At 37.1% G+C, this 25014-nt stretch carries 26 protein-coding genes; 11 read left to right on the forward strand and 15 right to left on the reverse strand.

The window, feature by feature from the left end:
• Positions 1-5: 5 nt before the first annotated feature.
• Genes cysM through CRT24_RS13960 form a run of 5 tightly spaced genes read right to left on the reverse strand, consistent with a single transcriptional unit; the run spans position 6 to position 3418 of the window.
• Positions 6-878 carry a cysteine synthase CysM gene (cysM, locus tag CRT24_RS13940; protein ID WP_099371828.1) on the reverse strand — a complete coding sequence of 291 codons (873 nt, stop codon included), beginning with the start codon at positions 876-878 and terminating at the stop codon, positions 6-8.
• Positions 878-1687 (reverse strand): serine O-acetyltransferase, encoded by an 810-nt coding sequence (locus tag CRT24_RS13945; RefSeq protein WP_099371829.1) that lies wholly within the window; start codon positions 1685-1687, stop codon positions 878-880. Before CRT24_RS13945 ends, cysM begins: the two co-directional genes overlap by 1 nt.
• Before the next feature lie 34 nt (positions 1688-1721).
• Positions 1722-2105, reverse strand: coding sequence for a DUF3037 domain-containing protein (locus tag CRT24_RS13950; protein ID WP_099371830.1), 384 nt, complete (start codon positions 2103-2105; stop codon positions 1722-1724).
• On the reverse strand, positions 2095-2883 hold the full coding sequence (locus tag CRT24_RS13955) for a HipA family kinase (protein WP_180269142.1): 789 nt from the start codon (positions 2881-2883) through the stop codon (positions 2095-2097). Before CRT24_RS13955 ends, CRT24_RS13950 begins: the two co-directional genes overlap by 11 nt.
• A complete protein-coding gene (locus CRT24_RS13960; RefSeq protein ID WP_099371831.1) occupies positions 2861-3418 on the reverse strand; it encodes a DUF4269 domain-containing protein in 558 nt (185 codons plus the stop codon). Before CRT24_RS13960 ends, CRT24_RS13955 begins: the two co-directional genes overlap by 23 nt.
• A gap of 127 nt (positions 3419-3545) precedes the next feature.
• On the opposite strand from CRT24_RS13960, the gene CRT24_RS13965 reads away from it, so the two are divergent.
• The 5 genes from CRT24_RS13965 (at position 3546) to CRT24_RS13985 (ending at position 7524) form a co-directional block, all read left to right on the forward strand.
• A complete protein-coding gene (locus tag CRT24_RS13965; RefSeq protein ID WP_099371862.1) occupies positions 3546-4085 on the forward strand; it encodes a DUF1599 domain-containing protein in 540 nt (179 codons plus the stop codon).
• Positions 4086-4094: 9 nt separating this feature from the next.
• Positions 4095-5300, forward strand: coding sequence for a BT_3928 family protein (locus CRT24_RS13970; RefSeq protein ID WP_099371832.1), 1206 nt, complete (start codon positions 4095-4097; stop codon positions 5298-5300).
• Positions 5297-5827 (forward strand): shikimate kinase, encoded by a 531-nt coding sequence (locus CRT24_RS13975; protein WP_257214052.1) that lies wholly within the window; start codon positions 5297-5299, stop codon positions 5825-5827. Before CRT24_RS13970 ends, CRT24_RS13975 begins: the two co-directional genes overlap by 4 nt.
• Positions 5817-6770: a glycerophosphodiester phosphodiesterase family protein gene (locus CRT24_RS13980; protein WP_099371833.1), complete on the forward strand. Its 954-nt coding sequence runs from the start codon at positions 5817-5819 to the stop codon at positions 6768-6770. The genes CRT24_RS13975 and CRT24_RS13980 overlap by 11 nt, the downstream gene beginning before the upstream one ends.
• A gap of 157 nt (positions 6771-6927) precedes the next feature.
• Positions 6928-7524 (forward strand): hypothetical protein, encoded by a 597-nt coding sequence (locus tag CRT24_RS13985; RefSeq protein WP_099371864.1) that lies wholly within the window; start codon positions 6928-6930, stop codon positions 7522-7524.
• A gap of 98 nt (positions 7525-7622) precedes the next feature.
• Here the strand turns inward: CRT24_RS13985 and CRT24_RS13990 are convergent, their stop codons facing one another.
• Positions 7623-9110: a succinate CoA transferase gene (locus tag CRT24_RS13990; RefSeq protein WP_099371834.1), complete on the reverse strand. Its 1488-nt coding sequence runs from the start codon at positions 9108-9110 to the stop codon at positions 7623-7625.
• 355 nt (positions 9111-9465) lie between these two features.
• Here CRT24_RS13990 and CRT24_RS13995 point away from each other — a divergent pair, with 355 nt between their 5' ends.
• The gene (locus CRT24_RS13995; protein WP_099371835.1) at positions 9466-10275 is read left to right on the forward strand and encodes an AraC family transcriptional regulator; all 810 of its coding nucleotides are present in this window, start codon (positions 9466-9468) and stop codon (positions 10273-10275) included.
• A 10-nt stretch (positions 10276-10285) separates the two neighbouring features.
• Positions 10286-11143, forward strand: a complete 858-nt coding sequence (locus tag CRT24_RS14000) for a DUF1080 domain-containing protein (RefSeq protein ID WP_099371836.1) — start codon at positions 10286-10288, stop codon at positions 11141-11143.
• Positions 11144-11289: 146 nt separating this feature from the next.
• On the opposite strand, the gene rpsT is transcribed toward CRT24_RS14000, so the two are convergent.
• Positions 11290-11544, reverse strand: a complete 255-nt coding sequence (rpsT, locus tag CRT24_RS14005) for a 30S ribosomal protein S20 (RefSeq protein WP_099371837.1) — start codon at positions 11542-11544, stop codon at positions 11290-11292.
• A gap of 118 nt (positions 11545-11662) precedes the next feature.
• Here rpsT and CRT24_RS14010 point away from each other — a divergent pair, with 118 nt between their 5' ends.
• Positions 11663-12202: an RNA methyltransferase gene (locus tag CRT24_RS14010; RefSeq protein WP_099371838.1), complete on the forward strand. Its 540-nt coding sequence runs from the start codon at positions 11663-11665 to the stop codon at positions 12200-12202.
• Positions 12203-12275: 73 nt separating this feature from the next.
• Complete coding sequence (sucD, locus tag CRT24_RS14015) at positions 12276-13148, forward strand: succinate--CoA ligase subunit alpha (RefSeq protein ID WP_093098465.1); 873 nt, start codon at positions 12276-12278, stop codon at positions 13146-13148.
• A 79-nt stretch (positions 13149-13227) separates the two neighbouring features.
• On the opposite strand, the gene CRT24_RS14020 is transcribed toward sucD, so the two are convergent.
• From CRT24_RS14020 to CRT24_RS14040, 5 genes are all read right to left on the reverse strand, one after another.
• Complete coding sequence (locus CRT24_RS14020; RefSeq protein WP_099371839.1) at positions 13228-13773, reverse strand: DUF4252 domain-containing protein; 546 nt, start codon at positions 13771-13773, stop codon at positions 13228-13230.
• Between the two features lie 28 nt (positions 13774-13801).
• Positions 13802-14272, reverse strand: a complete 471-nt coding sequence (locus CRT24_RS14025) for a DUF4252 domain-containing protein (protein WP_099371865.1) — start codon at positions 14270-14272, stop codon at positions 13802-13804.
• 13 nt (positions 14273-14285) lie between these two features.
• A complete protein-coding gene (locus CRT24_RS14030) occupies positions 14286-14975 on the reverse strand; it encodes a hypothetical protein (RefSeq protein WP_099371840.1) in 690 nt (229 codons plus the stop codon).
• A complete protein-coding gene (locus tag CRT24_RS14035; protein ID WP_099371841.1) occupies positions 14953-15459 on the reverse strand; it encodes an RNA polymerase sigma factor in 507 nt (168 codons plus the stop codon). The genes CRT24_RS14030 and CRT24_RS14035 overlap by 23 nt, the downstream gene beginning before the upstream one ends.
• Before the next feature lie 153 nt (positions 15460-15612).
• Positions 15613-16107: a DinB family protein gene (locus tag CRT24_RS14040; RefSeq protein ID WP_099371866.1), complete on the reverse strand. Its 495-nt coding sequence runs from the start codon at positions 16105-16107 to the stop codon at positions 15613-15615.
• Between the two features lie 83 nt (positions 16108-16190).
• Between CRT24_RS14040 and CRT24_RS14045 the strand changes: the two genes are divergently transcribed.
• Positions 16191-18074: a CocE/NonD family hydrolase gene (locus tag CRT24_RS14045; RefSeq protein WP_099371842.1), complete on the forward strand. Its 1884-nt coding sequence runs from the start codon at positions 16191-16193 to the stop codon at positions 18072-18074.
• Positions 18075-18148: 74 nt separating this feature from the next.
• On the forward strand, positions 18149-18997 hold the full coding sequence (locus tag CRT24_RS14050; protein WP_099371843.1) for a TraB/GumN family protein: 849 nt from the start codon (positions 18149-18151) through the stop codon (positions 18995-18997).
• A gap of 49 nt (positions 18998-19046) precedes the next feature.
• Here the strand turns inward: CRT24_RS14050 and putP are convergent, their stop codons facing one another.
• From putP to CRT24_RS14065, 3 genes are read right to left on the reverse strand one after another with little or no spacing between them, the layout of a single operon-like run.
• Positions 19047-20543, reverse strand: coding sequence for a sodium/proline symporter PutP (gene putP / locus CRT24_RS14055; RefSeq protein WP_099371844.1), 1497 nt, complete (start codon positions 20541-20543; stop codon positions 19047-19049).
• Between the two features lie 25 nt (positions 20544-20568).
• Positions 20569-23442 carry a lipopolysaccharide assembly protein LapB gene (locus CRT24_RS14060; RefSeq protein WP_099371845.1) on the reverse strand — a complete coding sequence of 958 codons (2874 nt, stop codon included), beginning with the start codon at positions 23440-23442 and terminating at the stop codon, positions 20569-20571.
• A gap of 51 nt (positions 23443-23493) precedes the next feature.
• Positions 23494-24966 (reverse strand): S10 family peptidase, encoded by a 1473-nt coding sequence (locus CRT24_RS14065; protein WP_099371846.1) that lies wholly within the window; start codon positions 24964-24966, stop codon positions 23494-23496.
• Positions 24967-25014: the final 48 nt, after the last annotated feature.

The following is a 25014-nucleotide window of genomic DNA, read 5'->3' on the forward strand; positions in this document are numbered from 1 at the left end:
TATGATTAACCGAATAAATCGGAACTAAGGTATCGGTCGCCTCTATCACAAACAATAAATACAATAACACCTTCGTCTATTTCATTGGCTACTTTGAGAGCGGCATGTAAAGCTCCTCCAGAACTCATTCCAGCAAATACACCTTCCTTTCGAGCTAATTCTCTAGCCCTTTCTGTCGCATCCTTCTGGTCAATATCAATAACACGGTCCACTCGGGAGGGATCGAAAATCTTAGGAAGATATTCTTTTGGCCAACGCCTTATTCCCGGAATAGAAGATTCCTCGGTAGGTTGACAACCCACAATCTGAACATCAGGATTTTGCCCTTTCAAATAAATCGAACAGCCCATAATTGTTCCGGTTGTACCCATAGCACTTACAAAATGTGTTATTTTACCTTCCGTATCTCGCCATATCTCAGGACCTGTGGTCTTTACATGAGCTTCATAATTATCAGGGTTCGAAAATTGATTTAAAATAAAATACTCTCCGGTTGCTGCCTTTTCTTCAGCATAATCGCGGCTGACCTCCATATTATCCAACAAAGTTACTTTACCGCCAAATGCCTCCATAGTCAACGTCCTTTCTCTGGTAGAAGTAGAAGGCATCACCAATTCGATCTCCAATCCATACATACTGGCAATCATAGCCAGTGCAATCCCTGTATTACCACTCGTAGCTTCAATCAATTTCGTATCCTTAGTAATTTCACCTCGTTCCATAGCCGAGCGAATCATATTTAAGGCTGCCCTATCCTTTACGGATCCACCAGGATTATTGCCTTCTAATTTTGCAAATATTTTCACCTTTGGATTATCATGAAACCCTTTGATTTCAACCATTGGGGTATTGCCAATTAAGTCTATTATATTTCCCATTACATGATAGGTTTTGAGTCTATAAATTTAGAATTCGGTTGGTGATAAACTGTTGTATAAGGATCAACACTACTTGTCAGCCATACATTCCCGCCAATTACCGAATGGTGACCTACAACAGTTTCGCCACCAAGAATGGTAGCACCAGCATAGATGATAACATGATCTTCAATGATTGGATGTCTTTGCGTATTGGCCATGTTCTTCTCAACACTCAATGCTCCTAAGGTTACACCTTGATAAAGTTTAACATGCTTGCCAATTCTTGTGGTTTCTCCAATCACTATACCAGTACCATGATCGATGTGAAGGTACTCATCAATAAAAGCTCCCGGATGAATATCTATCCCGGTTTTAGAATGCGCATATTCAGTCAATATTCTAGGAATTAAAGGTATTCCTTGAGTCCAGAGTTCATTTGCCAATCGATAGATACTAATCGCCAAAAAACCTGGATAGGTTCTAATAACTTCATTTAAACTTTGAGCTGCTGGATCGCCGTCCATTATCGCCTGTGCATCCGTTAGCATTCTCTCGTAAATAGATGGAAGATTGGTGAAAAACTGCTCCGAGATTTTCTTGATATTACAACTTGAACATGCTTTGGTTTTAAACAACAATAAGTATAAATCAGCCTCAGATTGTTTAAATGCGTCCTCTATTTCCTGGACAGTATGAAAAGTCTTGGAGTTTCGCTCCGGAAACAAAAGGTGCAGCAATCCTACTGCCCATTGCGCAATTGCTTTGTTGCTGGGCATATCTTGAACAGCTTGTTGCTTTTGATAGATATGTTGATAAAAATCCTCCATTATTAATAGGTAAACGGTTTAAAGTTGAATTTAATTATAGCACTAATTTCTTGAATAACTCCTGATGGGTTTCTTTGGCATCGACACATAAGCCCGGATGTACTGATGAACACTGGATTAAAGTGCTTCGTTTCGCGGTTAACCATCGGAACCTTTCAGTTTGATCTAATGTAGCCAGGGCTCCGCCGGCCTTAGTGCCCAAGCATACTTGTTTCATCGAATCCAGATGACCTAGAATCTGTTCAAAATCAATCTCAGGACTCAATAAGGAACATCGTTCTTGATCTATATGGTACAATATATCAGCATAACGCTGCTTTCTACAGTAAAGTAAAACCCCAATATTCACAAATTCCTCCCGTTCTACACGTGGAACTAACCTTACAACAGCATATTCATATAAAGTTCTATCGTGCATTTTGAATCTGATTTACAAAGACCTCAGAATTTTCAGCCCTTTTTCCAATAAACTCTACATAAACTTCTCTTACCTGTTCAGCGTCAAGCCCTCTCACCTCATCTATCAACCATTCATCAGGAATGGCATCCAATACTTTTCTGATGTTTTGGCGGCTGAACATACTCTTGTAGTCTGCATCAATTTTATCGACAACACTAGCCTTCGATAATAAAACATGGTCCTTAATCTGAACAAAAGGTTTTAAGACCGTATCTTCCCAATTATCCCAATTATGGTGGAAGTATAGAGCTGCACCATGATCAATAAGCCATAATTCCTTATGCCAAATCAACATATTGGTGTTTTTAACGGTCCTATCAACATTCATCAATAAACCATCCAACCATACAATTTTTGATGCCTCCTCTGCAGATATGTCATCCACATTCGCATCAAAGGTTATTGCTCCATTCAGGAAACTAACCCCAAGGTTCTTGCCTACGGAAAATTTCAATAAATCTTGGATTTCTTCATCGGGCTCAGTTCTTCCAAACCCCTCATCCAAATTGGCATAAACCATCTCGGGAACTCGCAATCCTAAAAATCTAGCCAATTCTCCACCAATAAATTCGGCAACCAATGCCTTTTTGCCTTGACCTGCCCCTCTGAATTTTATGACATAACTAAATCCATCATCGGCATCCACCAAACCAGGTAAAGATCCACCCTCCCGAAAAGGTTGAATATAGCGGGTAATCTCAACTTCCCGTATCTCAGGACTTTTTATCTCCAGCATCTGTTAAATTATTAAAAGTCAATAAGCTTTCATACGGGTCTCCTTCTAGATTTAGCAAATGGGCAAATGCAGCTTCAGTCTTAATTCCTTGCGCTTTAAGCCTCAGAATTTCTGTTTTGAACACTTGGCCAAATTGAATAAGCAAATGATGTTCTTTCACCATATGCTTATATCCATATTGCTCAGTTACGAAAGCGCCTTCTGCATATAACTCAACCCGCATATCAGCAATTTTAAAGTTAACAATTCCAACTTCTTTTCCACGTAGAGTTTTGATTTTAAAGTTATATTCTTTGTGAATTCCGAAGTGTTTTAGACAATTCTTTTCAAATTCTTTCAAATCATAAACCTCACATGCAATATCTAGATCGCTCTCCTCAAGTGCAATATCAATCGGAATTGTTCCAATTAAAATGGGATTATACTCAGACAGATGTTCAAAAACCATATACTCCTTCAATAGATTGAAAGATTTTCTTTGAATTTCGCTTCCGTTTTTCAGATAGTCCAAGGTATGGAACATTGGATATTGCATAGTTCAAAGTTAATTGAATGACTCAATAAATATTGAATTTCGAAGAAATTGTACATCAATGTGACTGAAAGGTTAATGATATTCTAGCTATATTTGTGAGAGTCATACAATAATGCAAAATCAATTTATGGATACAAACACTGAATACAATCGTATTATAAGCATCTGTCAAGAATTATTTATCAAAAAAACCAAAGACTATGGTACTGCTTGGCGAATTTTACGATTAAGTTCTTTAACTGACCAGATCTATATTAAAGCCGCTCGTATCCGTTCTCTGGAAGAAAAAAAAGAATCTAAAGTTGGCGAAGGTGTCGTTGATGAATTTATAGGAATCATCAATTATTGTGTCATCGCACTCATGCAATTGGACTTCGGAAATACTGAAAACGAAAACCTAGACCCTAAAATTGTTGAAGAGAAATATTCCGAAAAAGTAAATCAGACTAGAGATCTTATGTTTGCCAAAAACCACGATTATGGCGAAGCTTGGCGTGATATGCGCGTCTCTTCTATGACAGATTTGATCCTGATGAAGTTGCACAGGGTTAAACAGATTGAGGACAACAACGGTCAAACACTAGTATCAGAAGGATTGCAAGCAAATTATCAAGACATGCTAAATTATGCGGTTTTTGCATTAATCAAATTAGGCTTAGCAAAATAATTTATAACCATGACGTATACACAAAGCTATATCCAAACACAACAACCCAAACCTAATGCTTTATTATGGATTGCTAGAATTCTAGTTGGTCTGCTGTTTATCTTCTCCGGATTGATAAAGGCAAATGACCCCATGGGTTTTGGATATAAGCTCCAAGAGTATTTCCATGTTTTGAACCTAGGATTTTTAAATGACTATGCCACTTGGATCGCAATTTTCCTATGTGCTCTTGAAATTATTCTGGGAGCATTATTGATCCTCGGTATTGCAGGTAAAAAAGTAGCATGGGGATTATTGATCCTTATCGTGTTTTTTACCTTCCTCACATTTTATTCAGCATTCTTCGAGGTCGTTAAATCTTGTGGATGCTTTGGTGATGCAATACCATTGACTCCATGGCAGTCCTTTATAAAAGATTTAGTCCTATTGATTTTGATCGTATATATATTTATCAAAAGAGATCAAATCAAACCATTCATTAGAAGTCTTTTCACTAGAAATCTATTAGCAGCATTTATTATTCTTGCATCATTTGGTGCTGGTATATATACTTACTATTTCTTGCCTATAATTGATTTTCTACCCTACAAAGAAGGAAACAACATCCCTGCATTGATGAAAGTGCCAGAAGGGGCAGAACCCGATGTATTTGAGCACATTTATGAATTGAAAAATAAAACTACATCTGAAACAAAAAAAGTTACAGATAAGGAGTATATGGGACAAAAACTTTGGGAAGACGAAAACTGGGAAGTTGTAGGCGAACCTCAAACCAGATTGGTAAAAAAAGGATATGAACTAAAGATCCCAGATCTTATCATTTCGGATATGGATGGCAATAATGTTACTGAAGAAATCATCAATAATCCATATTATAATTTTATCGTTGTAAGTACAGATCTTAAAAAAATGTCACCATTTGATTTGGCTGCTCTCGACAGAATCAATACTACAATTAGAGATCTTTCTGCCGATTATAATATTAGGGCAATCCTAGCAACTGCCTCCTCAGCAGATGAAGTAAATTACCTCAATGATCAGATGGAATTAGTATTGGAAACCTTCTCTGTGGATGCAGTTCCATTAAAAAGCATGGTTCGCGCAAATCCAGGCGTAATGTTGATGTTAAATGGAAATGTTGTGAAAAAATGGTCTCCACATAATTTTCCTAGCAAACATGAGTTAATAACTAAATATCTAGATAAGATAGAATGATTCAAAGACCAGTTTTTTTGATTGGATTTATGGGAAGTGGGAAGACCACTTGGGGAAAGAAATTGGCAAATGCTCTAGAACTTCCATTTGTGGATCTGGACCATGAGATTGTGGACAGCATAGGAATGAGTATTCCTGAATATTTTGCCAAACATGGTGAAGAAAAATTCAGGGAAATCGAACGTGAAGTACTTCAAAAACAACATGGAAAAGCCAGTATCATATCCACAGGAGGAGGTACTCCATGTTATTTTGACAATATGGAGTGGTTGTTGAATAATGGAACAGTTCTCTATTTAAAACATAGCCCAAAATCTTTATGGAATAGACTCAGTCAATCTGACGTTAATAAAAGACCAGCGTTAAAAGGATTCACAGGAGAAGAATTACTTCAATTTATCGAAAGCAAACTTGAGGAAAGAAGCCCTTTTTATGATAAGGCTCATATCTTGGTGGATCAGATCAACACTCCCTTAGAAGATTTAGTTTCTTTAGTAAAAGCAAATATTCAAATTCATGAACAATAGAGTTTCCATCCAGACAATTTTTAGTCTTATTATTCTTATTGCTTTTTCTTCATGTTTTAGAACAAATAGTTCTTCGAATGTCAACAATATGCCTGCGGTTGATCAAGTCTTCAACTTGAAGACGGCGGACGACTTGTATCAATTCTTGACTTATAATGAAAATTCTTACCCGCTGATCAGTGCACATAGAGGTGGTCCGAGTGATGGATTTCCTGAAAATGCTATCCCAACATTTGCGGAAGTAGCTCGTAAAATGCCTGCCATAATTGAATGCGATATTGCAATGACCAAAGATTCAGTCCTGGTCTTAATGCATGACGAAACATTGGACAGGACAACCACCGGCAAAGGAAAATTATCCAAGAAAACATATGCCGAATTACAGGAACTTTATTTAAAAGACAATAATGGTCAAGTAACTCCATATAAAATCCCTACGCTCGAAGAAGCCTTGAAATGGGGCATTGGAAGAGTAATCTATACTTTGGATGTAAAGAGGTCGGTTCCATACGAAAAAGTCATCGAATCGATCAGAAATAACAAAGCAGAATCTAACAGCATAATTATTACCTACTCTGCAAACCAAGCCGAAGTTGTAAACAGATTGGCACCTGATATAATGATATCAGCAACCATAAAAAAAGCAGATGACTTAACGCGATTAAGCGAACTGGGTATCCCTGATACGAGGTTGATCGCATTTGTAGGAACCAGCGAACCTGATTCTACCGTGTATTCCGTATTGAGACAACATGGTATAAAATCAATTTTAGGAACGATTGGTAACTTGGACCGTTCTGCAGAAAGAGCCGGATATCAGCTTTATGCAGATTTTATCGTCAGAGGTGCTGACGTGCTTTCTACCGACAGACCTTTCGAAGCATGGAAAGCTTTGGATTTTTATATCAAGAAAAGAAATTTAGAATCTCCATTCATCAATTAGACGGGAATTTCTTTTAAAATATAAGCCCTGTTTTATTCAATTAAGACAGGGTTATTTTTTTGTAAGTCATTTACTACAATTGTTATTTTTATTCCAAAACGAAAACAATTTTAGCCATATCTTGTTCATTAATTAAATGAATAAATATAAGAGCATTATGAAAAATTTACTACTAACATTAGCCTTATCGATTGGCTTTATTACTTATAGCTCTGCCCAAGTAGAGGTAAAAACTGTTCCACAATCATCTGCGGATGTTGGAATGGCTCCAATTAGACAAGGAAACTGGATGATCGGTGGATCTGTAGGAAGTTTGGGATATAGCTTTGAGTCAGAATCTTTCAACATTCAAGTGAATCCAAGAGCGGGTTATTTTGTTTCTGATGGTGTAGCTATCGGTGCACAAGCTAACTTAAGCTTCAGAACTTCTGATGGAGAAACAGGTTCAAGTAATGAATGGGGTTATGGTATTGCGCCATTTGTGCGTTACTACTTCCCAGGAGGTGCAAGCGCAACTGGACGTTTCTTTGGTCAAGGTGATATTGGTATCGGTGGTAGTTCTGCCGGTGATAACGTATCATTGAACCTAGGATTGAATGCTGGTTATGCCCACTTTATTACTCAGACAGTAGCTCTTGAAGTAATGGCTGGATACAACTACTCTAAAGCAAACATCAGTTCTGATTTGGGTAAACAATCTGGTCTAGGTGTAGCTGTAGGTTTCCAAATCTACCTACCTGGAAGAAACAGATAAGGTAAAAAGTATTGACGTTCCATGAATTAATCCATTTACATTGTTACGTTAATTTAAAAAGGTTGTACCTGAAAATTTGGGTACAACCTTTCTTTTTTTTATTTCTTCATACTGCCCGTCTCATTAAATCGGATATGCCAACTAAAGGCTTCTTCCAATAAATGAGGGGTATGCCCGCCACGCTCGCAAGCACGGTCAAAGTAAGATTGTAATTCCTCTTTGTAATCAGGGTGAACACAGTTGTCAATAATCTTCTGTGCTCTCTCTCGAGGTGCCAAGCCGCGCAAATCTGCTAAACCAATATCCGTAACCAATATGTCAACATCATGTTCCGTATGGTCGGTATGTGAAACCATAGGAAGAATATGAGATATTTTATTATCCTTGGATGCTGCTTGTGTTACGAAAATACTTAGGTAAGCATTTCTCGCAAAATCCCCAGAACCTCCGATTCCATTCATGATCTTAGTTCCTCCGATATGAGTCGAATTTACATTGCCATAAATATCAAATTCTATCGCAGTATTGATGGCAATAATACCTAATCTGCGAATCAAACCTGGTGTATTAGATATGTTCTGTGGACGAAGGACAAACTTGTCGCGATATTTCTGAAGGTTATCGAATACTCGATCATAACATTCCTTGGATACAGTAACTGAAGAAGCAGAAGCAAAACTTAATTTACCAGCATCCATTAAATCAAATGCTGAATCTTGCAACACTTCTGAGAACATCGTTAGATCATAAAAATTACTGTGCAGGAACCCTGTCAAAACAGCATTGGCAACTTTGCCGATACCTGCCTGTATAGGTAGCAATCGATCTGTCAAGTGCCCTAGATTAACCTCCTCTTCAAAGAACTCAAGGATATGCTCTGCTATCTTGGTTGTTTTCTCATCTGGTGGAGCAATATCAGCTGGACTGTCATGCTGATTAGTAAATACGATCGCGGCAACCTTATCCGGATTTAAAGGAATTGATTTTCTTCCAATCTTATTCCAAGGTGCAACAATAGGTATTACATTTCGATGAGGATAGTCCTCAGCTTGATAAATATCATGGATTCCATACACATTTTCGTGAACTGAGGTGTTGATTTCCAAAATTACTTTCTTTGCTAAAGATGCAAAGGTTACTGAATTACCAACAGAAGTAGTAGGTACTATGCTTCCATCTCGATCAATATAAGCGACTTCTAAAACAGCAATATCAACATCTGGAAGATTTTTATTGTGCAACAGCTCTGCGCTCTCGCTTAAATGCTGATCGATAAAAAGTACTTCGCCGTTGTTGATCTTATTTCTTAAAACCGGATCTACTTGAAAAGGCATCCTTTTCTTTAAAGCACCAGCTTCTGCTAATTTCCCGTCAGTACCATGACCTAAGGAAGCACCCGTCATAAGGGTAATTTTAATATCTTCTTTCTTGGCACGTTCGGCTAAGGCAGGTAATATTACCTTACTATCTCCAGCTTTGGTAAATCCGCTGGAACCTACAACCATACCATCTTCTATTAATTTGACAGCCTCCTCGGCAGTAGTTACTTTGTCTTTAAGTCTTTCAAGACGAATTCTGTCCATCATATCAGTGAGTTTCTATTTTCTCTAAAAGAGTGTGGCAATATTAATCAATATTTTATTTATAAAATTATCCATTATAGCCAGTTACTTTCAAATCAAAAATTAAAAGTAACCGGTTACTTACTACATCCAAATCTCAACAATTGTATAAAACATAGGTGTGTGCAGCTCTAGGTGATTTTATGCTGCCATGAAATTAGATGAAATGCAATAAAATCCAAAAGATGGATTGTACTTTTTTTTATTTAATTGTAAAAATGGTATGCAATCACTCACAAATATGCCAGGCTAGACTTGTCGCTTTTGCTTTTATCAAATAAAAACAGGAAATTTATGCCACATTAACGCCTTATTTTGAATGCAAAAGGAATATATTGATAAATACTATTTGACAGAAGTTGATACATACGACAACAGTATCTACTGTCATCATGCAGTAATGGGCGAATCCGTTACTGAACATAGCCATAAAAAAGGGCAATTCCTTTACACTGAGGGCGGTGTAGTTTTCTTGAAAACTGCTGAAAAATCTTATTTCCTCCCAGCTAGACATTATATCTGGATTCCACCTTATGTAAAACACAGTATACATCCGAGCAGTCCAGAAGTTGTCATGAGAAATCTGTATTTTCCGAAATATGAAACTGATACAGAATTCTTCGACAAGGTCAACATCTACCCTGTCAACGATTTGCTGATCGAATTGATCATGTTTACAAATCGATGGAATGGAAACATCTTCCCAGAAGAGGAACCAAGATATTCAATCGCGAAAGCATTCAAACTAATATTACCAGAACTTTCACAGACTGAATTACCACTTGCACTTCCCTATCCAAAGAATGAAAAGTTAAAACAGATCATTACTTACCTAGAGCAAAATATTGCGGAAAATATAAGCTTCAAAAGTCTAGCTGAGCATTTCGATATATCTGAAAGAACTTTGGCAAGACTGTTTCAGAAGGAACTCGCGATGTCCTATATCCAATATTTCACCATATTAAGAATGCTGACATCCTTAAAGCTCCTTTTAGATGACAAGTTGAGTGTCAACGAAGTAGCTCTGAGGGTTGGATACAATAGTCTCCCAACGTTTAGCAACACCTTTAATAAGGTTATCGGAGTCCGCCCAAGTGAATACGTTAAAAACCGAAATTTACTATTATAATCCCTTATTCATGAACTTTAAGACCATTATCGCCGGCTTGCTGTTGGGAACCCTGTTCTCTTGTTCAGCAACTTCTCAAGTCAACCAAAAAACAACCGTTAAAACCCCTAAACCTATTCAATTGTTTAATGGAAATGATATCAAAGATTGGACTCCTAAAATTAGATTGCATGAAGTAGGCGACAATTACGCTAATACATTTAGAGTCGAAGATGGACTCCTAAAAGTACGTTATGATGGATATGTCGATTTTAACCAACAATATGGACACCTTGCATACAACAATCCTTACGGTTACTATGTGCTAAGATTGGAGTATAGGTTTGTTGATGAACAAACCAAAGGTGGTGAAGGTTGGGCCTGGGCCAACAGCGGAGCAATGCTACATGGTCAAGATCCCAAAACAATGCTGAAAGACCAAGATTTCCCTATATCCATTGAAGGTCAGCTATTGGGAGGAAACGGAAAAGATGAAAGAACAACTTCAAATCTGTGTACACCAGGAACAAACGTGGTCATTGATGACAAATTGTTTACTCCGCATTGTTTAAGTTCAAAATCAAAAACTTACCATGGAGACCAATGGGTAACTGCAGAATTTGTTGTCCTAGGAGATTCATTAATACAACATGTATTGGATGGTCAAGTAGTTCTTCAATACAATAAACCGCAAATTGGAGGCGGAAATGTAGACCCTGTTGATCCAAAAGTTAAACAAGATGGCAAATTATTGGATAAAGGATTTATTTATTTGCAAAGCGAGAGCCATCCTATAGATTTCAGAAAAGTTGAGCTTTATGATTTGGAATCCTATAAAGGAGATAAACAAAAATTAGATCAGGTCGTTAAATCAATCCTGAATAAATAAGAAATGTTTAATATAATATAAAAAGGCTAAGAATTTCTTCTTAGCCTTTTTTATTTTTGTTTGAAAACTATAAAACTCAAAAGTCCACAAACAAGAAAAGGGATGTCGTTAAAACACCCCTAAAATATTTTTTAAAAAAGCTTAAATTACGCTAATTTATTAACGAATTTAGTCAATTTAGACTTGTTATTAGAAGCTTTTTTCTTGTGAATAACGTTTTTCTTAGCAAGACGATCAAGCATAGATACCACGCGTGGCAATAATTCTTTAGCTTCTTCTGCTGTAGTAGTGTTACGTAATTTCTTGATTGCGTTACGTGTAGTTTTCGCTTGGTAACGGTTTCTTAGACGCTTCGCAGCGTTTGCTCTAATTCTTTTGATCGACGATTTATGATTTGCCATTTCTCTTAGCTATATAATATTTTAAATCTTTTATACTTTATTTCGGACTGCAAAAATAACACAGAAAATCTAATATTCAAAATCATTTTTAATTTTTCGAATTCCTTATCTTTGCAAGATGCAGAAATTATCCATGGATCAGCTCAATCGAGTTGATGTAGACACATTCAAATCACAGGAAAAAACACCCCTTGTCATTGTTCTTGACAATGTTAGAAGTATGCACAATGTGGGTTCGGCATTTCGAACTGCAGATGCCTTTGCTATAGACAAAATTGTCCTTTGTGGAATTACAGCAACTCCACCGCACCGAGAAATAGAAAAAACAGCGTTAGGGGCTACACAATCTGTTACTTGGGCATATGTCAAAGAAAGTGTTGAGGCTGTAAAACAATTGAAAGAACAAGGTTATGAAGTTTATGCCATCGAACAAACCAACAACAGCATTTCCCTGGAAAAATTTCAACCATTGACCAACAAAAAGTATGCAGTTGTCTTTGGAAATGAAGTTCATGGCGTAGATGAGGAGATTATTGCATTAGCAGATGGCACCTTGGAAATACCTCAATTTGGAACAAAACATTCGTTCAATGTTTCTGTTACTATAGGTATCGTCCTGTGGGATTTAATTAATAAAACTAAGTTTATTAAAAAATAACAAAATACCTACCACTCTGATTTTTAGAAGTCAGTTCAAAATAGTAGATTTGCGTTGCAAAAAATAAGACAAAATGAGTGTATTAGTTAATAAAGATTCCAAAGTAATCGTTCAAGGTTTTACCGGAAACGAAGGTACTTATCATGCGTCTCAGATGATTGAGTACGGTACAAACGTAGTAGGTGGTGTTACTCCAGGTAAAGGTGGTCAAACACACTTAGACCGCCCAGTATTCAATACAGTTCAAGATGCTGTAGATGCTACAGGCGCAAATGTTTCTATTATTTTTGTTCCACCTGCATTCGCTGCTGACGCAATCATGGAAGCTGCTGCCGCTGGTATCGCTTTGATTGTTTGTATTACTGAAGGTATACCTACTAAAGATATGATTCAAGTAAAATCTTACTTGAGCGACAAAAATTCACGCTTAATCGGACCTAACTGTCCTGGTATCATCACGGCAGAAGAAGCTAAAATCGGTATTATGCCAGGTTTCATCTTCAAAAAAGGATCTGTGGGTGTAGTTTCTAAATCAGGCACCCTGACTTATGAAGCAGTTGACCAAACTGTAAAAGCTGGATTAGGTATTACAACAGCTATCGGTATTGGTGGTGACCCGATCATCGGAACTACAACTAAAGAAGCTGTGGAATTGTTGATGAACGACCCAGAAACTAAAGGTATCATCATGATCGGTGAAATCGGTGGTGGAATGGAAGCTGAAGCTGCTCGTTGGATCAAAGAAAACGGAACTAAACCTGTAGTAGGATTCATCGCTGGCCAAACAGCGCCTCCAGGACGCCGTATGGGACACGCTGGTGCTATCGTAGGTGGTGCTGACGATACTGCTGCCGCTAAAATGAAAATCATGGAAGAATGTGGTATCCGCGTAGTAGAATCTCCTGCTGAAATCGGAAAAGCAATCGCTGAAGAATTAGCTAAATAATTCTTTCAACATTATTATATAAAGAAAGCCTGACTCAAAATGAGTCAGGCTTTTTCTATATTAACTAAACAACAAACGTTTACGATTTTTCTACAACCTCAGTCTTCTTGTCTTTTTCGGACTGGGTTTGCTCATAATGCTCAATCAATTCATTTAACTCATTCAGATTTAAATCTGATTTCAAGTCCACAAATACATGATCATCCTCATCTGTAATTCCTAACATTACATTTTTTATCCTATCTCCTTTGGTCCTTGTATTGATCGAAATCTTTGAACCGTCACTGTAGATACTCATCAATTCTTCAAAATCGTTCTTTGCCAAGTAATTGCTGAACTTATCATATAATTGAGTCTGTCCATTTCCCGACACTGCCATCAATTTAATTTTTTTGATCTTTTTCAATGCCATTGCCAATACTGGATCATCCTCCTTCAATTCTTTGATCTCTCCGCGCAGGAAAGCTTTCATGAGTATACCAGGAACTCTGATGGATACGATCTCAGCATCCTTAGGAAGATCAGCTCCTTTCGCAAAGTCCATGTTCGCCCCTCTTTTCACCATGCAACTTTGCATGTTTATCAATAATATTGCTGCACAAATAATTCCGATTATACGTTTCATAATTTTATAGGTTTAATTCTTTGAATACTTAGTTATTATTTACTAAAGTGTTGATGTCATCATATTTCAATGCTCCATCCAAGATCATAAAAACAGTCTCTTCTTCTGAGTTTATACTCAACAACAAGTTGCTTAAAAAGTCACCGTCAGTATTTTCCGCCAAGAACCTGATTTTGTTTCCATCAGAATTTACAACCAACAGCTCCTCATAATTCAAATTCCCAATAGCGGAACTTACTTGATTCTGAATATCTGACCCTGCATCTTCAAAAACTAGCATCTTGATAGAATTGATCTTGCTCAAAAGTGGCTTGATGGTCTCCACATCAGCATCGTTGATTTTCATTTTGTTCAACATTTTAAACATGGGCTTACCGATCTTAATAGAGGTGACACCTTTCTGTTCTTTATATTGTTCAAATATTTGGTCCAATTTGGAAATTTGTGCTTGTGCCATGCTCGCCACAAACAGGCTGATTATTAACATGAACGTTTTCATAGCTTTCATTTGTTTAAATTTCAATTTTTAGGTACTTAATGTTTTCAACTCCTTCCATTCCTTTTTTCAGATTTGATGTCGCCAGATGCAATGCTGTTTCAGTAACTTCTAATGCTTTCTCTTCATCATAGATTCTGACTCCATTGATCTCAACATACAATTCATCTTCCAAGGCATGGGTAACTTTAACAGGCTCCTCCTTGTTGACTGTACGATCACTCATAGAAGCCATTTGAACCGTTTTCCGAGCATCTTTTTTCGGAACGTATTTAGACACCTCTTTCTCTACAACAACCGCTTGTGGCTCCTCTTTTGGTCTTTCAACATTTAACGCCTGCGCACCAACTTCTTGGTGTGCAATCATAGGCGCAACTTCATGCCCTACTTCTTTGCTCAATAAATCTGAATTCGAAACTCTGTTCTCAACCATTTGACGAATCACAAAGAATCCCATTAATACTGCTGCAGCAATACTGGTAATCATAATGATCCTTCGAGAAATCGGAACAATCTTCTTTTTAGGAGATTCTTCTTCGGCTTGTTCCAAAAAGGATTCAAAACTCCAGTCCATCTTCTCCTCCGGTTCATTCAATGCACTGAAGAATTCATCTTCTTCTAGTGACTTCAACCGGCGTTCCTCTTCAATTGAAGTTTGACCTTCTAGGTACTTCATCCTCAGCTTATCCAATTCTTCTCTTTTCATAGTCAAAAACCTTTGTTAAGTTTACTCTAACTGTCGTTCTGGCCCTTGATAAATTAACCCGAACTGCATTTTCCTCCAATCCTGCCATCTCAGCAATGTCTCCAATCTCGTACTCTTCGACGTCCCGTAAATACATCACCAATCTCTGCTTTTCTGGAAGTTCATCGATCATCTTCAAGATTAACTCTTTAGTCAAGGAAGGGTACTTTTCAGCTTGAATATCGGGAGGCAATTGCTGAATGTACTTCGCTTGCCTGCCCATTTTATCAATCCTATTGTACGCCATGTTCCTAACCATTTGCATGGAAAAAGCTTCTATGTTTTTCAACTGTTCCAATTGACCCCGCTGCTCCCACAGTTTCAACATAACTTCTTGTACCAGATCGTAAGCGTCTTCCTGATGTTCCAAAAACCTATTTGCAAATCGGTAAAGCTTATCCTTAAGGATAAATACCGTATTTTTAAAGGTCTCTTGGTTCATCATATAATCGCTTATTTAATAACAAGACAGATTGCACTGCCAATCTATTACATGGAAATTTAAAAAAAATTGAAATATTTTGTAAACACCTAAAAATCAACAAATAAAAATAGCCAGATTTTAAAAACCTGGCTATATAAATAATAGAATTTTTATTTATTTCTTCTCATCAGCTGATGGACCGTACATGCCTGGTACCGGGATATCCAACAAACGTAAATACACCGTCAATTGACCGCGGTGATGGATCAAATGGTTATTAATAACGAAACGTAATGCACCTAATTTCGGCATTTCTGCTATTACATAATTATCTACTCGCATTGTCCAACTCGTAAACCATTCTTCTTCAGGAAAAGTGTCTATCGTCTTTTCGTTTCTTTTGTATCCTTCATCCAATGCTTCTTTAAGTTCAGAAACACGGGTAGGTTTAAGTGGTTTAAAATCTGTGGCAAGATTGAAATCATTTTTTGTCAATGCGTCCGAAATCCAATTGTGCAAATCCACAATGTGACCCGCCAAACTTCCCAAGGACATAGATTTCTCATGCGGCCTGAAGGACAAATCCTCATCCTTCAAACGATCCAATATTCTTCTTGTATTATTAGTTTCACGCTCTAATTCAACTAAAAACCCTTCTTTAATGCTCATATCATTCATGTTTTTTGTTAATCGAAGTTATCAAAAAAAGCATAACTTTATCATGATTAATCTAAAATAAAAACCATATCCAAATGAAAAGACTATTCATACTTTGTATCCTATTCATTTTTTTTGCAGCACATAGTAATGGTCAAGATGCTAATGCTGATTATGTAAAGCAAAACTATGACAAAGTAGAACAATACATAACCATGCGCGATGGCACTCGCTTGTTCACCTCAATTTACACCCCTAAAGATAAATCCAAAAAATATCCCATCTTGTTAAACCGCACACCTTATACCGTAGCTCCTTATGGTCAAGACAAATTCAAAGCAAGTTTGGGCAACTTCCCTGAAATGATGAAAAAAGGCTACATCTTTGTTTATCAGGATGTCCGTGGCAAATGGATGAGCGAAGGAACATTTGAGGATATCAGACCTACTAAAACTAAAGAGAACAAACAATCAATCGATGAAAGTACCGATACGTATGACACTATTGATTGGCTGGTCAAAAACTTGAAAGGTAATAATGGTAAGGTTGGGATGTATGGTATCTCCTATCCGGGTTTTTATTCAACTGCAGGTTTGATAGGAAGTCACCCTGCACTTAAAGCTGTTTCCCCACAAGCGCCAGTAACTGATTGGTTTATCGGAGATGATTTTCACCATGGAGGTGCACTTTTCTTGATGGATGCGTTCCGTTTCATGTATACATTTGATGCGCCAAGACCAAATCCTATAACCAATGAGAAAGGACCCAAAGGTTTTGACCTTCCTTCCAAAGATTATGCAAAATTTTTTATGGACAACCCTACCCTTTCTGGGTTAAAAGATAAATACCTGAACCATACCGTCAAGTTTTGGGACAATTTAGCAAAACACAGCACCTTGGATACCTTTTGGACAGCAAGAACGATTACCAATCATTTGAATGATGTCAAACCAGCTGTAATGGTTGTCGGAGGATTATTTGATGCCGAGGACACCTATGGTGCATTTGAAACCTACAAACAGATTGAAAAAAGAAATAAAAAGAACAATTCAATCCTTGTTATGGGCCCTTGGTTCCATGGTGGATGGGTTCGCTCGGAAGGAGATTCCTTTGGTGACATCAGATTCGGACAGAAAACAAGCTTGGATTACCAAAAGAAATTTGAAGAACCTTTCTTTGATTATTACCTAAAAGGGGAAGGCTCTTTTAATCCAGCTGAAGCAAATGTTTTCTTCTCAGGATTTAATGAGTGGCATTCGTTTGATCAATGGCCACCCAAAAACGCGGAAGAGGTTGATTTATTTTTAAATGAGAATGGGCAAATTTCCATGTCCCCAATATCAGAAACTGAATCTTTCACAGAATATACGAGTGATCCCAATAAACCAGTTCCTTTTCAAGAAGGGATAATCGAAAATAGAACTAGAGAATACATGGTTGCTGACCAGCGATTTGTCGCTAACAGACCTGATGTATTGGTGTTTGAAACAGAACCTCTAGAAGATGACCTCATGTTATCAGGACCAATAACAGCAGAATTAAATGTTTCCATGACTGGAACTGATGCAGATTTTATTGTAAAAATAATTGATGTATATCCAGATACGTCCGCTGCCACCTCCCCAATTGATGAAAAGATTGTAATGGCCAATTATCAAATGTTGGTCAGAGGAGAAATTCTACGTGGCAAATTCAGAAATAGCTTTAGTAATCCAGAACCCTTTAAACCAAATGAAATCACTCCAGTTAAAATTACCCTACCGGATGTCGCCCATGTTTTTAAAAAAGGTCACAAATTTATGGTTCAAATACAACATACTTGGTTCCCTCTAGCTGATAGAAATCCTAATCAGTTTATGGACATCTATCAAGCTAAAAAAGAAGACTTTATTAAGAATACCCACAGATTGTATTTTGACAAAAACCATCCAAGTAGGATAAAAGTAACGGTCCCTGAAATTGTCATCAACAAAAGGTAAATTAAAATAATTGCATATTTTTTGTAACGATTTCAATCGAGCATATACTTACTATGTGATTAAAAACTATTAATATGAAAAAATACATTCTATCTGTAGTTGCTATTTTAATGGCTATTGCAGTATTCGCACAAGACACCAATACTTTTTTATGGAAAGTTTCAGGAAATGGTTTAAAGAAAGATTCTTATGTTTTGGGAACATTACATATGGCATGTGGTCCTGATTTTAGAATTGATGATAAAATAAAGGAAGCTATCAAAGGGACTGATAGGATTGCCTTGGAATTAAACGCCAATAATCCTGAAACTGTGAAGGCGCTTCAGGCTAACATCGGCCCTGTCCCTGGTTTTTTTGATGGTCTAGCACCAGAAAAAAAGAAATTGATTGATAGCGTTTTGACAGCTAAAAACTTAAACCCAGCTATGTTAGATCAAGTCGGCCCTGCTGTACTAGTTTCGTTGCTATCTATGCAGGCTTTCGAATGCCAGGATCCCGCAGCTATGAAATCTATGGAATTGGAATTATTAAAATTAGAGGGTGCTGAAGGTAAACCTGTAGATGAACTGGAAACAGCGGAATACCAAATTAACTTAATGAACGAATTCTTTAAAGCTGAAGATTTATATACTTACTTGAGAGATATGGATATCATGAAAGCGGAAACTAAAAAATTAGTCGCTGCTTACTTCAACAACCAACCTAAAGAGTTAGAAGACTTAATGGCTAAAACTTCAACCATGAGTCCGGAAAAAGAAGAATTGATGCTGACTAAAAGAAACAAAGAATGGTTGAATAAAATGCCTGAAATGATGAATAATAACTCCGTATTCTTTGCGGTAGGTGCTGCTCACTTATTGGGTAAAAATGGAGTTATACAATTATTGAAAGATAAAGGTTATACCGTAACTCCTGTGATATAATTAAAATAACTTATAAAGAAATAGCCGCTAAAAAATTAGCGGCTATTTTTTATGACTTCACAATTTTTGCGACTTCATCAAATTCATCTTGTACTTCCTTAGATACCGGTTTCAATAGCAATGAAACAATCACGATCGTTAAGAAACCCAATATAAAACCCGGAATCATTTCATAAACATCTTTGTGGTCATGCGGAAGATAAACCCACAATAAAACGGTTGCACCCCCTACTATCATGCCTAATAGCCCTCCCATCGCAGTTGTCCTCTTCCAAAGTAAAGACAATAAGATCAATGGACCAAAGGCTGCTCCAAATCCTGCCCAAGCATTTCCAACTAAATTCAAGATGCTATCCTTTGGAGTCAAGGAAAGTAATAAAGCAATGACAGCAACGATAAGAACGGACACTCTGCTAACCATTAACATCGTCTTTGCTGAAGCTTGTCTATTAAAAAATGCACGATAAATATCTTCAGTCATAGAACTTGATGTAACCAATAATTGAGATGAAATGGTACTCATAACAGCGGCTAATATTGCTGACAATAAAAACCCACCAATTAATGGATGAAACAAAACTCTCGAAACATAGATAAAAATCGTCTCTGCTAAAGCTTTTGAACCATCAAATTTTGTCATTGTCTCTGCATCAAATTTTGCAAGATATGCAATACCAAATAGACCAACCAACATAGCACCACCCACAGTAAAAATCATCCAGCTGATACCAATATTCCTTGCCTTTGAAATATCTTTAACGCTGTCAATGGCCATAAAACGAACTAGAATATGTGGCTGACCAAAGTATCCCAAGCCCCAAGCTAATAAAGATATGATGGAAATGGTGGTAGTACCTGTAAACAAGTTAAGATATGTTGGATTTTTATTTTCGATGATTTCCATAGTTTCTCCTAAACTTCCAATTTGAAAAACCATAACGATCGGTAAAATTACCAAGGCTGTAACCATAATGGTTCCTTGGACAAAATCCGTCAAGCTAACAGCTAGAAATCCACCTAAAAACGTGTATAGAACTACGACAAACGTTGTTACATAAAGTCCGGTGTAATAATCCATATTAAAGGCAGATTCAAATAATCTTCCTCCAGAGACCATGCCTGCAGATGTATAAAGAGTGAAGAACACTAAAATAAAAATCGATGACACAATCTTCAACAGTTGTGTTTTGTCATGAAATCTATTCTCAAAGAATACTGGCAAAGTAATGGAGTTTTTGGCTACCTCTGTATAGACCCTCAAGCGTGGAGCTACCAATACGTAATTCAAAAAGGCCCCTATCGTCAATCCAATGGCAATCCATGAACTAGATAATCCAGCTGCATACATTGCACCAGGCAATCCCATCAGCAACCACCCACTCATGTCAGCAGCGCCTGCCGACAAAGCGGTGACTGCAGCACCCATCTTGCGCCCTCCAATTAAAAATTCCTCCGAATTACTCGTCGATTTGCGCCAAGAATAAAATCCTATAAGCACCATCAACAACATATAAAGACCAATTGAGATTAATTCGTATGTATTCATGTATTTAGTTTAATATGCAAATATGCTATAAAATTGGAGAAATCTCCATCTCTTTTAAATGCTGGGTTAAAATTTTATCTGCAGTTTTATCGATCTTAGATAAATCCTTCAATAATCTTAAGCCATCAATTTGATATGGGTAAATTTTCAAGGCATTATCTAATAGTTTGATAGCCTCCAAATTTTCTCCTGCTTTTATGTTTATCAAAGCTTTACTGACCAATTCTGAAGACTTATAAAATATTGAATTCTCAGGATTTAGCTTCTTAAGGAATGTTTTAGCTTCCTCTATTCTATCATTTGCAACCAACAACCTTATTAATCGCTGATTATTTAGTGGATCCAATCTTGCTGGATCTCCGCCTCTAACCATCAATTTCTCTAAATAGATAGCCAAATCACTGGTCATACCTAATTTGGAATAAACTTCAGCAAACAACAGTTCAAACTCAGGACGGTTGACTTGGGAAGCTTGTAAGGTTCGATTAATCTGTTGAAGATTCTTCAATGCTTCCTCATATTCATTATTTGCAATTAATGCTTCAATGTGCTGCGTACGAATGCTATAGTTTTGTGGTTTTTGAGAGGCCAAATAACTCAAAACTGCCACTTGATCTTTATTTCCCAATAAAGCTTTTTGCCAAGCGCTGAATGCCTTCGATTCATCTTTTCGATCCCTCAAATAAGTAGAAATCTCGGATCCATTCTTCATATATTCCTCTGCCACATCCAAGGCATCCTTAAGCTTACCCCTTCTGAAGTAAGAATTCCTATATTTAAATGAATTCTGTGCCTTTTCCATATAATCCTTTTCATAATCATAGGCTTTTTTAAGCAATTCTGCTTGAGCTTGATAATTCTCTGGATCCTTCGCTATGATTAAGTCTGCTTCCGTACTGTAAATAGGTGCATATTCCGAATCTATTTTCTTTGCAGCCTCAAGACGTATCTCGGCATCCTCATATTTTCCCTCTTCCACTAAATTTTCAACATACGCAATATGGGCTGGCAAATAATCGCTATCATATTGTAAGGCCGTATCTAAATATTTATAAGCTTCATTTAGATCATTCTTCGCAGCGTTAGTCGCTAGATTTACATAAACCTGGGACCAATTGGAGGCCATAGCACTATTATCCCCTGCCAAATAAGCCTTTTCATTCGTAATCAGTTCATCCAAAAAACGATACATTTCAGGATCCTTACTTTTTAGATCATTCAAGGTGTTCATTGATTTAAAATCTAATGGATGAACTTTCACCTTTTCGAAATAAGCAGGATAAGTTTGGGCAAAATATTCTGATTCATTGTTCTGTGAGTAATAATCCAATGTCAGGCCTTTTTCCATAGCATTGTAATACAGCTCCCGAATCTTACGATTTTGTCCATCTGTCAAAACCTGTCCATGAAATAAATGAACATATTCATGCAATAGTACATTTCGTTCCTCAAATGCTCCGCGCTCCACATATTCTATCGCTGCAGCACCAGAACCTACCCCTCTAATATCCATCCATTGTCTATTGTCGAAGGTAGAATTGAATCTAAAATAAGGTGCTTTCATAGCTAAGGCCAAATCAACATGCAGCGGCGGAATAACAAATAATCGGTGCTGCTTTACTAAGAATGGAAAATAAACAGTCGATGTATACAATTGATTCCATGCCATGCCTTTAGCTACATTCCCCGGATAGTAGGCAACATCTGGGAATATTTCCAAAAAATCATCCATATTGTTGATCTTTGGATTTCTTAGAGATGACATGATATTATCGTATGTCTTCAGATATGGAATTCGTTTTGATTTGATAACAGCAGCTAATCCATTGTGAGCAGGGCCATAATGCTTTTTCCGGTTTAAAATGTCTAAGAATATCTTTTCAGATCTCGTTAACCTGGCTAATCTATCTGAAGCATCAAAATCACTGTACAGCAAAGATGCTTTGTGCATAGCAGGTAATATAGATTTTGAATGGGAAGCTTCAATTTCTTCTACTTTTCTTAATGCGGCATCAATTTGATTGCTTGTAAACAATTGATCTGCAGCTTCCAATTCTTGACGAATTTGCTTTTCATTTTCATCTACATAATCCGCAAAGGTCAAATTCGTATGGCCATTCCCCAAATGCCAATGTGATTGAAAATGCAATGGGTTTAGAGCCAAAGCGATGTCCCACTGTGCAACCATGTCATTTAATTGGGTAGCATCGATTCTTCGCCATATGGCGTAACCATAATAAAATCGTGCATCAGCATTTAATGGATTTATCTTTAAACCCTCCTTTAAAACTTCTTCCGCCTCTTTTGGCTTTTGATCCCAAAAAAACACGTCAGCTTTTAAAAAATAACCCGAGGCATTCTTAGGATGTTCTTGAATTAAATTATTCGCTAGAGCTAACGCGTCAGCATACTTTTTCTGAAGCATTAGAGAACGCCCAAGTATCAAGCTTATGTCAATGTCCTTAGGCTTTTTCGCTAATAACTCCCGACTCAGTTTTTCTGCCTTGTCCAATTCCCAAGCTTCAATTTCCAACAGCGCAAATGAAGCCTGAACTTTTAAATTTTCTCTTTCTTTAGCTTTAAGACCGTTCAAAATATTTTCTGCAGCTTGAAAATCATTGTTCAACCAAGTTATTTTGAAGTTCAGCAAAGCACTTTCAACATTGCTTAAGGTTTTTGAATCTTTTATTGCATTTGCAACAAAATCCCACTCCCCTAAATCTAAGAGATGATTCAGAAGTTCATACTGATATTTGGTATCAGTCTTTAAAGATTGAATCGTTTTATTCTTTTCCTGTTTTAAATAATTGTGTACAGCTTCGGTGTCGTTAATGAGATCTTGAGCGTAGGTAGTTCCGAAACAAAAGATTATAGATAGGATGAAACTTTTTATTTCCATGTCATGAATTATATAAAAGCCAGTCCTATTGAACTGGCTCAAATGATTTTTCTAATATTTTGCTGCTTGATCTGCCGCAGGCGTTGACTTTTTAATAAAGGCTCGAATATCTTCATTGGCCTTAATTAAATCTTCCTTTCGTAGATACATCATGTGGCCACTACGATACCCTTCAAAACTCATCCTTGATGAAAGTTTTCCTGAAGGATCCATCTGCCACATATTATATTTTGCATTAAAATAATCACATGCCCCATCATAATACCCAGATTGGACCATGACATGTAAATAAGGGTTTGCTGCCATAGCTTGCCTTAAGCTAAGACCTGTATTATCATTGCTTCGGTCCCAAGGATGAACATTGCCAAACATATTGTATTTGACATCCGATTTATAATTCAATTCGTTGGCATAGTAATAATTAATAGCCGGTGTGAAAGAATGTAACCATGAGGTCAACTCAGCATTGTAATCCGGTCTCTCACCACCATCCCTGAAATCCAAGCCGATGTACCTTGAATCTAGTCGTCCAATAGTTTGACCCTTGTCCCGCATTAGTTCTTTCCAATATAGGGAAGTCGGAATATCTAAATTATTTTGAGCAATAACAGTTTCAGACAAGCCTGAATACTTGGCCATCTTTTTAATTACTGCAGCTTTTTCATCCTCAGAAATACTCGAACCTTTTGCTATCGCCGGTAGGAGTTCATTGAGAGTAAATTGTTCAACTTCAGGCAATAGGTCATTTAGGTCTCTATTCTGTAATTCAGGTGTTAATCTCTTGTGGTACCAAGCTGTTGCTGCATAATAAGGCCAAATATTTGCCTTGGCAACAGCGCCATCACGTTTAATCCCCAACTCAGTCGGTGAAACCAAAATAACACCATTTAAATACATCCACTGAGCATTTTGAAGTTCTAATGCTAAACCTGAAACGCGTGTTGTACCATAACTCTCTCCGATTAGGTATTTAGGTGATGTCCAACGATTATTTCTAGTTACAAAAGTGTTCAACCATTCTGCTAGATATTTGATATCGGCATTGGTTCCGAAAAATAATTTCCGGTCAGCCTTCTCATCTAGAATACGTGAATACCCTGTATTTACCGGATCGATATAAACGATGTCGGCAACATCCAAAATCGTGTATGGATTTTCTTTTACACCGTAAGGTTGCAAAGGATATCCTTCGTCGTCAATGTTCAACAATCTAGGACCTGTATAGGCCAAATGCATCCACACGGAGCCGGAACCTGGACCGCCATTGAAAGAGATAACCAAAGGGCGCTTCTCCCGATTGCTAATCCCATCACGGGTATAATAAGTAAAATGAACTGTCGCCAGGACCTTACCATTATCATCCCAAATGGGTTGTGTACCGGCAGCAGCTGTATAGCCAAACTTTTGGCCGTTCGCTGTTATATTGTGCTTTGTAACAATTGTGCTATCCGCAAAAGGAATACGCTGCCCTTGCACGGAAAAACCTAAGATAAGGCATGTAAACAGTAGAATATAACTTCTCATATTTAAAAATCCATTAATTTTTGATTAGAAACGGAAGTTATAATTATT

The organism is Sphingobacterium sp. 1.A.5, from assembly GCF_002734235.1.
In the GTDB taxonomy this organism is placed as follows: Bacteria; Bacteroidota; Bacteroidia; order Sphingobacteriales; family Sphingobacteriaceae; genus Sphingobacterium; species Sphingobacterium daejeonense.

What these genes read in the sequence shown, in the direction of transcription:
- CRT24_RS14050 (WP_099371843.1), top strand. Translation starts at nt 18,149, where the DNA reads ATGAAAAAATACATTCTATCTGTAGTTGCTATTTTAATGGCTATTGCA.
- CRT24_RS13945 (WP_099371829.1), bottom strand. Translation starts at nt 1,687, where the DNA reads ATGGAGGATTTTTATCAACATATCTATCAAAAGCAACAAGCTGTTCAA.
- CRT24_RS13950 (WP_099371830.1), bottom strand. Translation starts at nt 2,105, where the DNA reads ATGCACGATAGAACTTTATATGAATATGCTGTTGTAAGGTTAGTTCCA.
- CRT24_RS13995 (WP_099371835.1), top strand. Translation starts at nt 9,466, where the DNA reads ATGCAAAAGGAATATATTGATAAATACTATTTGACAGAAGTTGATACA.
- CRT24_RS13955 (WP_180269142.1), bottom strand. Translation starts at nt 2,883, where the DNA reads ATGCTGGAGATAAAAAGTCCTGAGATACGGGAAGTTGAGATTACCCGC.
- CRT24_RS14010 (WP_099371838.1), top strand. Translation starts at nt 11,663, where the DNA reads ATGCAGAAATTATCCATGGATCAGCTCAATCGAGTTGATGTAGACACA.
- CRT24_RS14025 (WP_099371865.1), bottom strand. Translation starts at nt 14,272, where the DNA reads ATGAAAACGTTCATGTTAATAATCAGCCTGTTTGTGGCGAGCATGGCA.
- CRT24_RS14060 (WP_099371845.1), bottom strand. Translation starts at nt 23,442, where the DNA reads ATGGAAATAAAAAGTTTCATCCTATCTATAATCTTTTGTTTCGGAACT.
- CRT24_RS14045 (WP_099371842.1), top strand. Translation starts at nt 16,191, where the DNA reads ATGAAAAGACTATTCATACTTTGTATCCTATTCATTTTTTTTGCAGCA.
- CRT24_RS13985 (WP_099371864.1), top strand. Translation starts at nt 6,928, where the DNA reads ATGAAAAATTTACTACTAACATTAGCCTTATCGATTGGCTTTATTACT.
- sucD (WP_093098465.1), top strand. Translation starts at nt 12,276, where the DNA reads ATGAGTGTATTAGTTAATAAAGATTCCAAAGTAATCGTTCAAGGTTTT.
- rpsT (WP_099371837.1), bottom strand. Translation starts at nt 11,544, where the DNA reads ATGGCAAATCATAAATCGTCGATCAAAAGAATTAGAGCAAACGCTGCG.
- CRT24_RS13965 (WP_099371862.1), top strand. Translation starts at nt 3,546, where the DNA reads ATGGATACAAACACTGAATACAATCGTATTATAAGCATCTGTCAAGAA.
- cysM (WP_099371828.1), bottom strand. Translation starts at nt 878, where the DNA reads ATGGGAAATATAATAGACTTAATTGGCAATACCCCAATGGTTGAAATC.
- CRT24_RS13970 (WP_099371832.1), top strand. Translation starts at nt 4,095, where the DNA reads ATGACGTATACACAAAGCTATATCCAAACACAACAACCCAAACCTAAT.
- CRT24_RS14020 (WP_099371839.1), bottom strand. Translation starts at nt 13,773, where the DNA reads ATGAAACGTATAATCGGAATTATTTGTGCAGCAATATTATTGATAAAC.
- CRT24_RS13960 (WP_099371831.1), bottom strand. Translation starts at nt 3,418, where the DNA reads ATGCAATATCCAATGTTCCATACCTTGGACTATCTGAAAAACGGAAGC.
- CRT24_RS13990 (WP_099371834.1), bottom strand. Translation starts at nt 9,110, where the DNA reads ATGATGGACAGAATTCGTCTTGAAAGACTTAAAGACAAAGTAACTACT.
- CRT24_RS14040 (WP_099371866.1), bottom strand. Translation starts at nt 16,107, where the DNA reads ATGAGCATTAAAGAAGGGTTTTTAGTTGAATTAGAGCGTGAAACTAAT.
- CRT24_RS14000 (WP_099371836.1), top strand. Translation starts at nt 10,286, where the DNA reads ATGAACTTTAAGACCATTATCGCCGGCTTGCTGTTGGGAACCCTGTTC.
- CRT24_RS14035 (WP_099371841.1), bottom strand. Translation starts at nt 15,459, where the DNA reads ATGATGAACCAAGAGACCTTTAAAAATACGGTATTTATCCTTAAGGAT.
- putP (WP_099371844.1), bottom strand. Translation starts at nt 20,543, where the DNA reads ATGAATACATACGAATTAATCTCAATTGGTCTTTATATGTTGTTGATG.
- CRT24_RS14030 (WP_099371840.1), bottom strand. Translation starts at nt 14,975, where the DNA reads ATGAAAAGAGAAGAATTGGATAAGCTGAGGATGAAGTACCTAGAAGGT.
- CRT24_RS14065 (WP_099371846.1), bottom strand. Translation starts at nt 24,966, where the DNA reads ATGAGAAGTTATATTCTACTGTTTACATGCCTTATCTTAGGTTTTTCC.
- CRT24_RS13975 (WP_257214052.1), top strand. Translation starts at nt 5,297, where the DNA reads ATGATTCAAAGACCAGTTTTTTTGATTGGATTTATGGGAAGTGGGAAG.
- CRT24_RS13980 (WP_099371833.1), top strand. Translation starts at nt 5,817, where the DNA reads ATGAACAATAGAGTTTCCATCCAGACAATTTTTAGTCTTATTATTCTT.